The organism is Vicinamibacterales bacterium, assembly GCA_036496585.1.
Taxonomy (GTDB): Bacteria; Acidobacteriota; Vicinamibacteria; order Vicinamibacterales; family 2-12-FULL-66-21; genus JAICSD01.
Window position 1 is genome coordinate 151662 of record DASXLB010000033.1, and the last position, 12416, is coordinate 164077.

The 12416-nt window shown below is 64.0% G+C and carries 13 protein-coding genes and 1 tRNA gene; 5 read left to right on the forward strand and 9 right to left on the reverse strand.

What is annotated here, in order from left to right:
• Positions 1–11: 11 nt before the first annotated feature.
• Positions 12–1523: a hypothetical protein gene (locus VGI12_11395; GenBank protein ID HEY2433267.1), complete on the reverse strand. Its 1512-nt coding sequence runs from the start codon at positions 1521–1523 to the stop codon at positions 12–14.
• 89 nt (positions 1524–1612) lie between these two features.
• Between VGI12_11395 and VGI12_11400 the strand changes: the two genes are divergently transcribed.
• Positions 1613–2431: an ATP-binding cassette domain-containing protein gene (locus VGI12_11400; protein ID HEY2433268.1), complete on the forward strand. Its 819-nt coding sequence runs from the start codon at positions 1613–1615 to the stop codon at positions 2429–2431.
• 42 nt (positions 2432–2473) lie between these two features.
• On the opposite strand, the gene VGI12_11405 is transcribed toward VGI12_11400, so the two are convergent.
• Positions 2474–3592 (reverse strand): mannonate dehydratase, encoded by a 1119-nt coding sequence (locus VGI12_11405; GenBank protein ID HEY2433269.1) that lies wholly within the window; start codon positions 3590–3592, stop codon positions 2474–2476.
• A gap of 257 nt (positions 3593–3849) precedes the next feature.
• Here VGI12_11405 and VGI12_11410 point away from each other — a divergent pair, with 257 nt between their 5' ends.
• Together VGI12_11410 and VGI12_11415 are read left to right on the forward strand one after the other, a co-directional pair.
• Entirely contained in the window at positions 3850–4215 is a 366-nt protein-coding gene (locus VGI12_11410; GenBank protein HEY2433270.1) for a DoxX family protein, read from the forward strand.
• A gap of 207 nt (positions 4216–4422) precedes the next feature.
• Positions 4423–4499 (forward strand) — tRNA-Arg (locus tag VGI12_11415).
• A 540-nt stretch (positions 4500–5039) separates the two neighbouring features.
• Here VGI12_11415 and VGI12_11420 read toward each other — a convergent pair.
• From VGI12_11420 to VGI12_11445, 6 genes are all read right to left on the reverse strand, one after another.
• Positions 5040–5657: a hypothetical protein gene (locus VGI12_11420; GenBank protein HEY2433271.1), complete on the reverse strand. Its 618-nt coding sequence runs from the start codon at positions 5655–5657 to the stop codon at positions 5040–5042.
• Between the two features lie 509 nt (positions 5658–6166).
• Complete coding sequence (locus VGI12_11425) at positions 6167–6667, reverse strand: hypothetical protein (protein ID HEY2433272.1); 501 nt, start codon at positions 6665–6667, stop codon at positions 6167–6169.
• A gap of 1 nt (position 6668) precedes the next feature.
• The gene (groL, locus tag VGI12_11430; GenBank protein ID HEY2433273.1) at positions 6669–8291 is read right to left on the reverse strand and encodes a chaperonin GroEL; all 1623 of its coding nucleotides are present in this window, start codon (positions 8289–8291) and stop codon (positions 6669–6671) included.
• Between the two features lie 27 nt (positions 8292–8318).
• Positions 8319–8636, reverse strand: a complete 318-nt coding sequence (gene groES / locus VGI12_11435; GenBank protein HEY2433274.1) for a co-chaperone GroES — start codon at positions 8634–8636, stop codon at positions 8319–8321.
• A gap of 333 nt (positions 8637–8969) precedes the next feature.
• On the reverse strand, positions 8970–9944 hold the full coding sequence (locus tag VGI12_11440; GenBank protein HEY2433275.1) for a hypothetical protein: 975 nt from the start codon (positions 9942–9944) through the stop codon (positions 8970–8972).
• Between the two features lie 13 nt (positions 9945–9957).
• The gene (locus VGI12_11445) at positions 9958–10179 is read right to left on the reverse strand and encodes a cold shock domain-containing protein (GenBank protein HEY2433276.1); all 222 of its coding nucleotides are present in this window, start codon (positions 10177–10179) and stop codon (positions 9958–9960) included.
• 108 nt (positions 10180–10287) lie between these two features.
• Between VGI12_11445 and VGI12_11450 the strand changes: the two genes are divergently transcribed.
• Positions 10288–10926 carry a Crp/Fnr family transcriptional regulator gene (locus tag VGI12_11450; GenBank protein ID HEY2433277.1) on the forward strand — a complete coding sequence of 213 codons (639 nt, stop codon included), beginning with the start codon at positions 10288–10290 and terminating at the stop codon, positions 10924–10926.
• Here VGI12_11450 and VGI12_11455 read toward each other — a convergent pair whose 3' ends face one another.
• Positions 10927–11145 carry a hypothetical protein gene (locus VGI12_11455; protein ID HEY2433278.1) on the reverse strand — a complete coding sequence of 73 codons (219 nt, stop codon included), beginning with the start codon at positions 11143–11145 and terminating at the stop codon, positions 10927–10929.
• A 399-nt stretch (positions 11146–11544) separates the two neighbouring features.
• On the opposite strand from VGI12_11455, the gene VGI12_11460 reads away from it, so the two are divergent.
• Entirely contained in the window at positions 11545–12225 is a 681-nt protein-coding gene (locus tag VGI12_11460; GenBank protein ID HEY2433279.1) for a Crp/Fnr family transcriptional regulator, read from the forward strand.
• Positions 12226–12416: the final 191 nt, after the last annotated feature.

The following is a 12416-nucleotide window of genomic DNA, read 5'->3' on the forward strand; positions in this document are numbered from 1 at the left end:
GATCGCGGCGGCTACCGGCTGTTGCTGACAAACGCTAGCATGCGGCTGTCGGGCGACCACGACGGCACGTTCATCGTGCCCTGACCGCCATACACATACGCGATCGTGCGCGGCGCGCCACCGGCCGCGGGCATCACGCGCAGCATCACGTGCTTGTAGTACGGATGCTCCGCTGGCGCGACCTCTTTCGGAAAGCTGATGAGCGCGATCCACTGGCCGTCGGGAGACAGATGTGGGAACCAGTTGTTCCAGCCGTCGTTGGTGATCTGTTCCGGCTCGCTGCCATCCGGCTTCATCCGCCAGATCTGCATCGAGCCGCTGCGGACGGAATTGAAGTAGATGAAACGGCCGTCCGGCGAATATTCGGGTCCGTCGTCGAGCCCCTTGTTGTTCGTCAGGTTGCGTTCGGTGCCGGTGCCGTCGGGGTTCATGGCGAAGATGTCGAATTCCGGCGCGTCCTTGCCGCGGCCGCCGGTGTAGACGAGCGTCTTGCCGTCGGGAGACCAGCTGTGCATGTAGGACGGCGTATTCGGGGTGATCCGCTTCGGGGTGCCGCCTGCGGCCGGCACGACGTAAACCGACGAGCCGCCCGGCTGCGATTGATCGCTGATCCCCAGCATGGTGCCGTCGAACGAAAGCACGTGGTCGTTGTTGTTGCGGGTATTGGTCGCGGTGTCGATGACCGTGGTCTGCGCCGTCGCCAGATCGTAGCGGACGAGGCGCCCGCGGCTCTCACCGCTGCCGCTGGTGTTGTAGATGAGGGAGCCGCCGTCGCGGGTCCAGTTGGGCGCCTCGAAGGGATCCTGCGAGCGGCGCAGCACACGCCGCGCGCCGCCGGCGACGTCGAGCACCTCGAGGACACTGCCGATGTAGTCGCGGTACGGGCGGAAGTTCTCCGCCGCCGGCCCGATCGTCCGCACGTTGTCGAAGACGGCGCGCTCGACTACTTCAGGGTTGTGCGCGCAGAGCGCGAGACCGGCCACGACCGCGTCGGGCAGCGTCACGTCGGCCAGCTCGGTCACCGTATAGGGATCGCCGAACTTCGCCGCCGACATGATGAAGCGGCCGCCGCGCCGTTCGAGCTCGAGCACGTCCGCGCCGGTGATCGTGCTGCGCTTCTCTTCGGTGACCGCCCCCTTGGTGCGGCGGAACTGCAGCGAGGTCAGGCCGTCGCCGTGCACCACCGCATCAACGTACGGCGCGTCGGCGTCCAGGCCGGCGCGGATCATGAGCCCCGCCTTGCGATGGGGGTCGACGCCCTTGCCGGCGAACTGCACCCGCGCCTGCAGGATGAAATCGCCGCTCAGCGGCCGCGACACGAACTGGAACTCGTCGCGTGCGCCCCAGACATTCACCCCGCTCGCCGAGAGCGCGTACTCCTGCGAGAGCGGGTTGTAGGCGGCCGACCCGGCGATCTTCGGGGCGCCGACGTCGGCGGCGTCGTCGAAGTCGCCGACCCGGCGCAGGGGGGCGGTCTGGGCGACAACGGCCGCCGCCAGCAGGCCGGCAATCAGACTTCGCATCCGCGCAGCGTAGCGCATCCGCGGCGAAAGCGCATGTGCCTGCGTCGGGCCGCCCGGCAGAGGGAAGTCGTGAGACGATCGGGGGCAGCATGCCGGATGCGCCCGCCGTCGAATTCCAGGACGTGTCGTTCGCGTTCGACGACCTGGTCATTCTCGACCGTGTCAGCTTCGCCGTCGAACCAGGCGGCATGCGGGTGTTGCTCGGCCCGAGCGGCACCGGCAAGTCGATCCTGCTCAAGCTAATCCTCGGTCTCTACCGGCCCGACACCGGCCGCATCTTCGTCAACGGCCAGCGCATCGACGACCTCCCCGAGCGCGAACTGCTGCAGATGCGCGCCGACATCGGCATGCTGTTTCAGGAAACGGCGCTGTTCGATTCGCTGACCGTGTTCGAGAACGTCGGATACCGCCTCTACGAGGAAACCGAGATGCCGCCCGGCGAGGCGGAGGCGCGCGTCCGGGAGGTACTGGGGTTCGTCGGGCTCGACGAATACGGCGATCGCATGCCCTCGGAGCTGTCGGGAGGCCAACGGCGGCGCGTCGCGATTGCGCGCGCCATGGCGTCACGTCCGGGGCTGCTGCTGTTCGACGATCCTACGGTGGGGCTGGATCCGGTCATCGCGACCTCGGTCGACGACGAGATCGTCAAGCTTCGCGACCTCGAGGGTGTGACCTCGATTGTCGTCACGCACCAGATCCGCGACGCGCACTACATCGCGATGCACACCGCGCTCAGGACCCCGGCCGGCGTCGACATCGCCGAGGCCGACGCCTCGAGATCGTCGCACGCCGTCTTCATGGTGCTCCACGAGGGACGGATTCAGTTCGAGGGGACGGCCGAGCAGCTGCTCGCGTCGAAGGACCCCTACCTGGAGCGGTTTCTCTTCATGACGCTCCCGCCGTGGTGAGTCGGGCCGCGCCTGCGGGGGCCGGGTGACGCAGCGCCCGCCTCATCCTTCCGCCGACACGGCGGCGATCAGCGCCTTGATGTAGCCGAACGCGAACGCGAAGCCCTGCTGGCTGTCGACGCCCTCGACCTGCGGGACGTGGTCGGGCATCATCATGCCGTCGTAGCCGATCTCCTTGTAGACGCGCATCGCCGCGAGCATGTCGACGCTGCCGTTGTCGATGAAGGTCTCGCGGAAGTCGAGGAACCCGCCTTCGATGTTGCGGAAATGGACGCTGAAGATCTTCTTCCGCGCCCCGAAATAGCGAATCACGTCGAAGATCTGCTCGGCGGGCTTCTCGAGCTGCTCCGACACGGTGCCCTGGCAGAAGTTCAGCCCGTGGTACGCGCTTTCCTTGATCGACACGAACCGTTTGAGGCCGTCCGGCGACGCGAGGACGGCCTCGACGCCGCGCCAGCCGCTACCTTTCGGAACGCCGGGATCCTGCGGATGGCAGCCCATCTTCACTTTGTATTCCTCCGCTACCGGTACGACGCGCTCCAGGAAATAGGTGATGCGCTCCCAGTAGGTGTCGGCGTCGACCTTCCCGGCGCTCGTCAGCGGCGGGTCCTGTTTGGCGCGCGCGTAGACGAACTCGCTGTAGCGGGATGGGCCGCGCCCGAGGGCGGTGCCGCTGCGCGGCACGCCAATGAGAGTGAAGTTGTACTTCACCTGGAAGATGCCGGCGCGCGCGCAGTTGCGGATCATCTGGCAGATGTCGTCAATGCTCCGGTCGCGCTCCGGTCCTGCGGCCAGATAGAGTGCCGGCATCTCTGCCCGCGAGATCTCCACCGAACTCATCGGCAGCGGCACCATGTCGAGCGCAAGCCCGTAGGAGGCCACGCGATCCCGAAGCCTCGCGAGTCCGTCGACCGACCACGCCTCGTCCAGCTTCGCTGATGGCAGCCCGCTGCAGATGTTCTCGACGCCGAACGCCGCGCAGGCGCGGAGAATGGCATCGGCGTGGCCGTGCTGCGTGCCGACCTTCATCCTTGCCTTCCCCGCCGCGGACGAACCCGCGGCGGCGGGCGCCCGCGCCACCTGCGCCGCAACGATCGTCTCGGCCAGCGCGCCTGCCGGCAGGGCGGCGCCGGCGAGCCGCACGAACTCCCGTCGATTCATGACTTCCTCCTCCGCGACGCCGTCAACCTGCGGCATCATAGGCCGTATTGACGCCGGAGCAGATCGCCCGTCGAGGCGGAGGCGCGCGTCCGCGAAGTACTGGGGTTCGTCGGGCTCGAACGAATACGGCGATCGCATGCCCTCGGAGCTGTATGGCGCGCGCCATGGCGTCACGCCTAGCTACGCGGGACGCAGATCTTCTCGAGCCCGACTCTGCCGTACTTTCGGAGCTCTCTGTACGACCGTACACTGCAGGCATGTCGTACGAACGCATCGCAGCCTACGTCTATCCGCTGTTCCGCTTCGTGTTCGGGATGCTGTTCCTGTGCCATGGACTGCAGAAGTTTGGCCTCTTCGGCGGCCGGCTCGTGCCGCTCGCCTCGCGCCTAGGCGCGGCGGCGTTCATCGAAGTGGTGTGCGGGCCGCTGATCGCGGTCGGCGCCTTCACCCATCTGGCGGCGTTCATCGCCAGCGGCGAGATGGCGTTTGCCTATTTCCTGCAGCACTACCCGCGCGCGTTCTGGCCGATCCAGAACATGGGGGAGGTGACGGTGCTCTATTGCTTCGCGTTCCTCTATATCGCGGCGCGGGGCGCCGGGCGGTGGGGATTCGACAAGTCGTAGGCCGGCGCGCGGTTGCCCTACGACGACCTCGCTGCCTTGTTACAATCACCCCACGCGCCCGTAGCTCAGTTGGATAGAGCACCGGCCTTCTAAGGCAAGGGCCTTCCATTCCGCGAGCGATTTCCGCCCGAATTTCCCCGGGTCGCGACCGAGCATCGATTCTGGGGGTGCATTAGGGGTGCGGCGTTCGTCGTACTATGGGGACAGGCGCCCGTAGCTCAGCTGGATAGAGCACGAGCCTTCTAAGCTCGGGGCCGCAGGTTCGAGTCCTGCCGGGCGCGCCAACAACCCATCAGCGCCAGAGTTTGCCCGCTTCGATCAGACCGGGTGGAGAGGCGCATGAACTGGCTCGAATGCGCGGGAGTCCGATCGGACGTGCGCTACGGAGCACGGATGCTCCGCCGGGACCGTGGATTTGCGGCAGTGGCCATAGTGACCATCGCTCTGGCGATCCACTTGGCATTTACAGCCTTTCAGATGCAGCCATTGGCCCACCGGTTGACGATGAAGGAACGTGGCGACCGAGTGCGCGTTCAGGACGCGAGCATCGTTGTTCAGGGGTCGTGTGCAATGCGGCACAGACGCGCCCCGGCGATCCTGTTCAGGCGACCGTTCGCCGCAGTCCGTCCTTATGGCCGGGACAACCCTAAGCCTGCACGATTGCGTCGCCTCGGCACGTTCTCGGCTGGTTGTCCACCAGTTCACACCATCGACATCGTTGTAGCGGATTGTTTTGGCGGACACGACCACACCTAACACTGCGGCCCGGCCGTGCTGTGAACCCGAATTGCACGCCGCCTTGTGCAACGGCGCAACCGATCACGTCAGCGAAGCACTTCGCGAATGCTCTCGGACATGGACGGAGAGGGCACCCTCCAGAGCCGCACCATGATTGCGGGCGGTACCAACGACAGCGCCGCAACAATCGCCCACCCTGCGAAGGATGAGGTGCCCGACGCGTAGCCGAGAGCGCCGACGGCAACAACCCAGGCCGCCATCAACGCTGGTTTCACATATTCGGTCTTCATGCTCTGAGTGTACGGGGCTGCGTACGCAACCGCTGTTCTCGATTGCACATCGTCAGCGTCATCAGCCGCACGTTGATAGGAGCTCAGGTCACCCTCTCCGATCTCGAAGCGGACGCGCGAAGGATACGCATGGCGGTGGCCGACGTCGTTCATGGCGATGACGAATCCGTCCGCATTGAGCAGCTGTTCGACCGACGCATCACGGAGTTTCGCGACGCGCGCCGGCGTAGCAGTCGCGGCTACGGTCCTGACGATGGCCGTGGCGGCGATCGTACTGGCAGTCGCTGTGGCCATTGCGTCAGTCGTCGTCATTCCACGTGCAGTGATACCTCGTTCGTGGCGGCGAGATCGTCCCGTCTTGCCGAAGACACCCTGGGCCGACGAGACCATTGACACGACGGCGGTCACCGCCATCAGTTCCTCCGACACACACAACGTGCCTCGCATGGACGACAGCACAAGATGACGAATGGGACAACCCTGCTTGGGCCGGTACGGACGTGGTGGCGCCGTGCGGCGCCAGCTGCAGAACGCCCAACCCGCATTTTCCAAATGGGGCAGGAGCGGCGCCCCCGTGTTCCCGCCGATTACCTGTCGCTCTACACGTACCTGGAACATCGCTTTGCCTCCATCGTCGTGCTCACATTCGAGCAGATGGAGCCGTTGCTGGGGTTTGCACGGCCCGCGTCGGCATCCCCGGAGCGCGATTGGTGGACGGCGTTGCCGTGCGTGCGAGCCGGCACTCTGAAGCATGGGTCGAAGCAGGGCGCACGGCCACACCGAATCTCGCCGCCCGAACCGTCGCCTTCGAGCGCCGTGATTGATGAGGCACGCGATTCTGCGCGGAGGAGCGGATGGAGAGATCTGCTGTTTTCAAGTAGCGGACGCGCCTCGAGTCCGCCTTGGAATACGTGGCGCGGACCTCAAGGATCCACCTTGAGCAGGTACGGCTGATCGCGGAGCTCCCGTCGTAGGCGCGCGTGTCGCTGCCGCCACGGCTCAAACCCCGCAGCAATCGCGGTCAGCAGACGGGCTTTCTGCGGCGACCTTTCCAGAGCGGCCGCTTGGCTGAAGAATCCCGCGCCCAGGCCGGCGTACCAGCGGATGTCGTGTCGGCGGCACATCTGGTCCTGAAAGAAGCCGGCGAGCAGCAGGCACTGGCCGCCCGCGGCTTCCATGATCGCGCCGTCGTTGCGCAGGCTCGTGTCGAACACAAAATGCTCGAACACCTCGCCGAGCGTCGCCGGCGTCGCCAAATCGACCGCCGAGTGTGTGGAGACCCGAGCGTAATGCGCGAGCACACTGGCGTTGTACAGCAGCTCCTGGTGAACGACGGTGGGTTCGGACACCTCTTTCAGACGCTGGAAAAAGAAGTCCAGCGTCTGCCGCTCCCCGGTCCCGAGTAGTTCCGCCAGTGATCCCACGTCAGTACATGCCGCCGCCCATGCCAGCGCCAGGCATCGCGGCGCCCTTGTCGGCGTCCGGACTCTGCGAGATGACTGCTTCGGTCGTCAGCAGCAGCGACGCAATCGACGCGGCGTTCTGCAGTGCTGACCGAACGACCTTCGCCGGATCGATCACGCCCGCCGTGACGAGGTTTTCATACTGCTCGGTCTGCGCGTTGAAGCCTTCTTCGCCTTTCATGTCCTTGACGCGCTGCACGACAATCGCGCCCTCGTGGCCCGCGTTGGTTGCGATCCAGCGCAGCGGCTCCTCAATAGCTCTCGCGACAATGGCGACACCGAGTTGTTCGTCACCGTCGAGCGTCAGCACCTTGAGCGCAGTCGCGGCCCGCAGCAGCGCCACGCCGCCTCCCGGTACGATGCCTTCTTCGACCGCAGCCTTGGTGGCGTGCATCGCGTCTTCGACGCGGGCTTTCTTTTCTTTCATCTCGGTCTCGGTTGCCGCACCGACCTTGATGATGGCGACGCCGCCTATGAGCTTGGCGAGACGTTCCTGCAGCTTCTCGCGGTCGTAGTCCGAGGTCGTGTCCTCGACCTGGACGCGGAGCTGCTTGACGCGCCCTTCAATGGCCGTCGCGGTCCCGGCGCCCTCGATGATGGTCGTGTTGTCCTTGTCGATCGTGACCTTCTTTGCCTGGCCGAGGTCATCCAGCGTGATGGACTCGAGCTTGATACCGAGGTCCTCGGTCACCGCCTTGCCGCCGGTCAGGATGGCGAGATCTTCGAGCATGGCCTTTCGTCGATCGCCGTAGCCCGGTGCCTTTACCGCTGCGACCTTGATCGTTCCCCGCAGCTTGTTGACGACAAGCGTGGCTAATGCGTCGCCTTCGAGGTCTTCCGCGACGATGAGCAGCTGCCGCCCGGCTTGCACGACGAGTTCCAGCATCGGCAGGAGAACCTGCATCGAGCTGATCTTCTTCTCGTGAATGAGAATGACCGGATTCTCAAGGACCACTTCCATGCGCTCCGGATCAGTCACGAAATACGGGGACAGGTATCCGCGGTCGAACTGCATGCCCTCCACGATGTCGAGCGTCGTGTCGAGCGTCTTCGCTTCTTCGACGGTGATCACACCGTCCTTGCCAACCTTGTCCATGGCCTCGGCGATGATGCGGCCGATCGTCTCGTCATGGTTGGCCGAGATTGTCCCGACCTGGGCGATCATCGGGCCGCTCACGGGCTTGGCCTGCGTTTTGAGAGACGCCACGATGGCCTCGACGGCTTGGCCGATGCCGCGCTTGATCGCCATGGGATTCGCGCCGGCCGTGACGTTCTTGGCGCCCTCACGATAGATGGCCTGGGCCAGCACGGTGGCCGTGGTGGTGCCGTCTCCGGCAACGTCCGACGTCTTGCTTGCGACTTCCTTGACCATCTGCGCGCCCATGTTCTCGAGCGCATTCTTCAGATCGATTTGCTTCGCCACGGTCACGCCGTCTTTCGTGATCGTGGGCGATCCGTACGCGCTACCGATGATGACGTTGCGCCCTTTGGGCCCGAGCGTCACCTTGACCGCGTTCGCGAGTGCGTTGACACCGCGGAGAATTGCCTGGCGCGACGCATCGCCGTATGTAATGTCCTTAGCCATGTCTGTTACCTCTGGTTGCGAATGTGGTCAGCGTTTCTTGTCGGCAACAGCGGCCACGTCCGCATCGATCGCCAGCACGTCGTCTTCCTTCATGATCAGATAGTCCACGCCGTCAAATTTAATGTCCTGACCGGAGTACTTGCCGAACAGGATGGTGTCGCCTGTCTTGACGTCCATTGCGACGCGCTTGCCCTCGTCGTTCACTTTGCCCGCACCCGCGGCAACGACCGTGCCCCGCTGTGGTTTCTCTTTCGCGGAGTCCGGAATGATGATCCCGCCGACCTGCTGTTCACCTTCTTCGAGGCGCTGAACCAGGATCCGATCGTGAAGTGGTCTGACCTGCATGGCTGATAACTCCTTAAGTGGCATGAACGTGTGGACCGCTGCCAACCAAAGCGCCAGTGGCGCTCCGCCGGGCGCATCGACCGCGGATGTGATTACGGACTCTTGGTGTCCGGCAGTCGCTCCGCGACTGAACCGAACGCGGCGCCGCCTAGGACGATGACAGCACTCACCTTCGAGAAACGCCGAGCGTTGTAAGCAGAAGGCGGAACGATCAGGTCTCGGAACAGCGATGCCGCTCCAATGTATGCGGAGCGGAGGACCGGCGATGTTCTGTTATGAACAGGATGGTGGAGTCAGGCCTTTTCGGAAGGATCGGATGTCTGCGTCACCGCATCAGAGAAAATCGCTCCGCCAGTACAGCACGTCGTCGGAGAACAGTGCGAGCCTGTCCAGTGCTACGGTAAGGGGACGTGCGAACAAGATCTCGGCGGCCGGTTGCGTCGACACAATCGTGACTTGCGGCGGCACGAATCCGGGGGGCAACCATCCACGAATGACAGGCCGCCGCTCGACGGGTTCCCGCGCGATCAGGGCCTGCAGGATGGCCCCCACACGCGCCCCCGAGGTGTCACGGTCGCCGCATTCCTCGATCGTCCAACTGCCATTAACGATGCTGATGACTGCGTATGCCGCCGCTGTGATGCCTTCTTCAGCGATAACGAACAGGAGTTGACGGACGCCGGAAATTCCTAGCCCGGCGAGCAACCGCTTCTTCGTAATCGCGTACTTGACGAGGTCAGCGTCCCGTTCGAGATGAAATCGATATCGACTCGCGCGAGCCTGGCCCATCGCCACGATGGCGGCAAGGTCCCGGTCCTCACCGCCCCGTACCAGCGTCATCGGCGCACCGTATCGTGACGATTCTGCGACGTTCAATTCGACATCGTGCGTCGGGACCACTGCGAACCCGTCGAGCATTGGCATGGTCGATGCCGGTGATGCACAGACCACTGCGAGATCAGCTCCGTCTCGCCTCGCGTCGTCGACCAAGCGCTCAACGAGTACGCGAGCGTGGACGGCATCGCCATGTGCTGGGTCACTCCACAGTGCACCGATCCCGCAGATCCGCAGCGCCTGCTCACCAAGCGTTCCGCAGAGATCGCACCGCTGCGCGCTGGCCAGGATGTCGGCTCCTCGGATGAGCGCATACCGACGCTGATGACCACGTGCCCACGGAGTTTTCCCAAGCGCGGCATCAAGTGTGGCGAATGCCTCTCGACTGAGGCCTAGGGACGAGGCCGGATACGTCGCATCCAAAACACGGTCGAGCACGGCGCCTTCAGCGCCTACGACGGTCGACACCTGCACGATGCGTGAGAGGTTAGCGCACGTTGACGTTCTCGGCGCGGGGACCCTTCGGACCTTGCCCGATGGTAAATGAGACCGTCTGGCCTGCGCTCAGGTCGTCGAACTGCGTCCCCGCGCAGGCGGACCGATGGAAGAAATATTCAGTGCCTTCGGCAGTGGCAATGAAGCCGAAACCCTTATCGGTCATGCGTTGATCAACCCAACCCGCGCCGTGCCGTGCCGTAGTCGCTCTCAATCCGCATCCAGGGATCGGACGTCGTTTTGCCCCCCCGCCTAGCGTGAGATAATTCGCTCGGTCCCGATGCCCAGAGCGAAACCACGACGCGTTCAGCAAGGCGCGAACGTGCCGGCCTTCGACGCCGAAGCCTTCCTCACGACCGCAGGTGTCGCACGGCGCGTGAAGACATTTCCCACGGGGAGACTCGTCTTCGCGCAGGGCCACCCGAGCGACGACGTCATGTATATTCAGAAGGGCAGCATTAAGATTTCAGTGCTGTCACGAACCGGCAAAGAAGCGGTGGTGGCGATGTTGGGGCCGGGGGACTTCTTCGGGGAAGGTGCGCTAACCGGTCAATCGGTTCGGATCGGAACAGCCACTGCGACGATCCCGACAACCGTGCTCATCATCGAGAAGGGTGCGATGCTTCGACTCCTGCGCGACGAGCCGACATTCTCGGAACGGTTCATTTCGTACATGCTGACGCGGAACATCCGCATCGAAGCGGACCTCGTCGATCATATCTTCAACTCCAGCGAAAAGCGGTTGGCGCGGACGTTGCTACTGCTGGCGCGCTACGCGGAGCAGGAGGGACCGAAACGGCGGATCCCGAAGATCTCGCAGGAAACGCTTGCAGAGATGGTCGGGACGACGCGTTCGCGCGTCAACTTCTTCATGAACAAGTTCAGGGACCTTGGGTTCATCGAATACAACGGAGATCTCAAGGTCGACATGTCCCTTCTCGGCGTTGTCCTCCACGATTAGTTAGTCCGGCGCGACGTCGGCGTCGGCCCCGCCGGCCCACTGGCGAATCACGGCGCGCAACTCATCTGCCTGCTCTTGAAGTTGGCGCATCCGCTTTGTCTGCAGGGCGAGATCACGACAGATTTCCGCGATTTGCCCTTCGATTGCATTCGGCAGTTCGGCGCGTCGGAGCCGCCCCTGTCTTTCGCGTGCGGCATGTAGGACTGCGGACTTCGGCATGGCATCCCTCTTACGGCGTATCCTCCAGTTTGCCTATGCTCGCGTATGTACTGTTTAGAACGGAACGATACGACGAGTGCATTTGGCCGTCAGCCGGCGAAGACCAAACGGACCGATCTGCCTCCCTGATGCCTCGCGACGTTTCAAAATCGCTCGTTGCCCAACCCGACATGGGGGAAACGTCGAGTCGGCAACAACGTCAAGTTAAGGTTGCCTGCGAGTTGAAAATAGTCGGCGATCAAACCGGCGGATGCGCCGCTCGTCGCCTCGGAAGTCTACCAGTCCGAATCGACGCCGGATTCACACTTCATCCTCGACCGCCATGCCGTAGCGCACCGCCATGGCGAGGGTGTGCTGTTCGGCACAGCACCGCCCGGCCGATCCGTGACAGGCTCGACCATGGCTCGGAAACTGGTTCGCGATGCGGCGAGAGCTCTGCCCCTCTTCGACGTGCAGACCTTTCTCACATCGTCGGGCGTGCCCAAGACGGTGGTCGAATTTGCGCGCGGCGAGACGATCTTCACGCAGGGCGATCAAAGCCAGCACGTGATGTACATCCGGTCCGGCGGGGTCAAGCTGTCGGTGATGTCGAAGAGCGGCCGCGAAGCCGTCGTGGCGATGCTCGGTCCGACCGATTTCTTCGGCGAGGGCTGCCTCGCCGGGCAGCCGCTCCGGATGGGCAGCGCGACGGCGATCACGCCGACGGTTGTCCTGATGGTCCGCAAGGAGGAAATGGTCCGGCTGCTGCACACGCAACACGCGATGTCCGACCGCTTCATCTCGCACATGCTCGGGCGAAACCTGCGAATCGAAGAGGACCTGATCGATCAGCTCTTCAACTCGAGCGAGAAGCGGCTTGCCCGCGCGCTCCTGCTGCTGGCGCGCTACGGCAAGCAGGATAGGCCGGTCCGCGTCGTGCCGCGGATTTCGCAGGAGACGCTCGCCGAGATGATCGGAACGACGCGATCGCGGGTCAATTTCTTTCTCAACAAGTTCAAGAAGCTCGGGTTCATCGAGTACGACGGCGAGCTCCCGCTCAAGATCAACAGTTCCTTGCTGAGCGTCGTGCTCCACGACTGAGCGGCGCCAGCGACATCGAAGGCAGGTCATTCATGGTCAGAAGTCCAAGTCCATATCGGGAAAAGTCCCATCGCGCGCTGCTGACCGACGCCTGGACGGCCGACGTGCAGACGCTGGAAAAAGGCATTGACGCCTTCGCCGTCCCCGCGGCGCAGCACTATCAAGTCTCGCTGTTCGAGATCGCCGGCGAC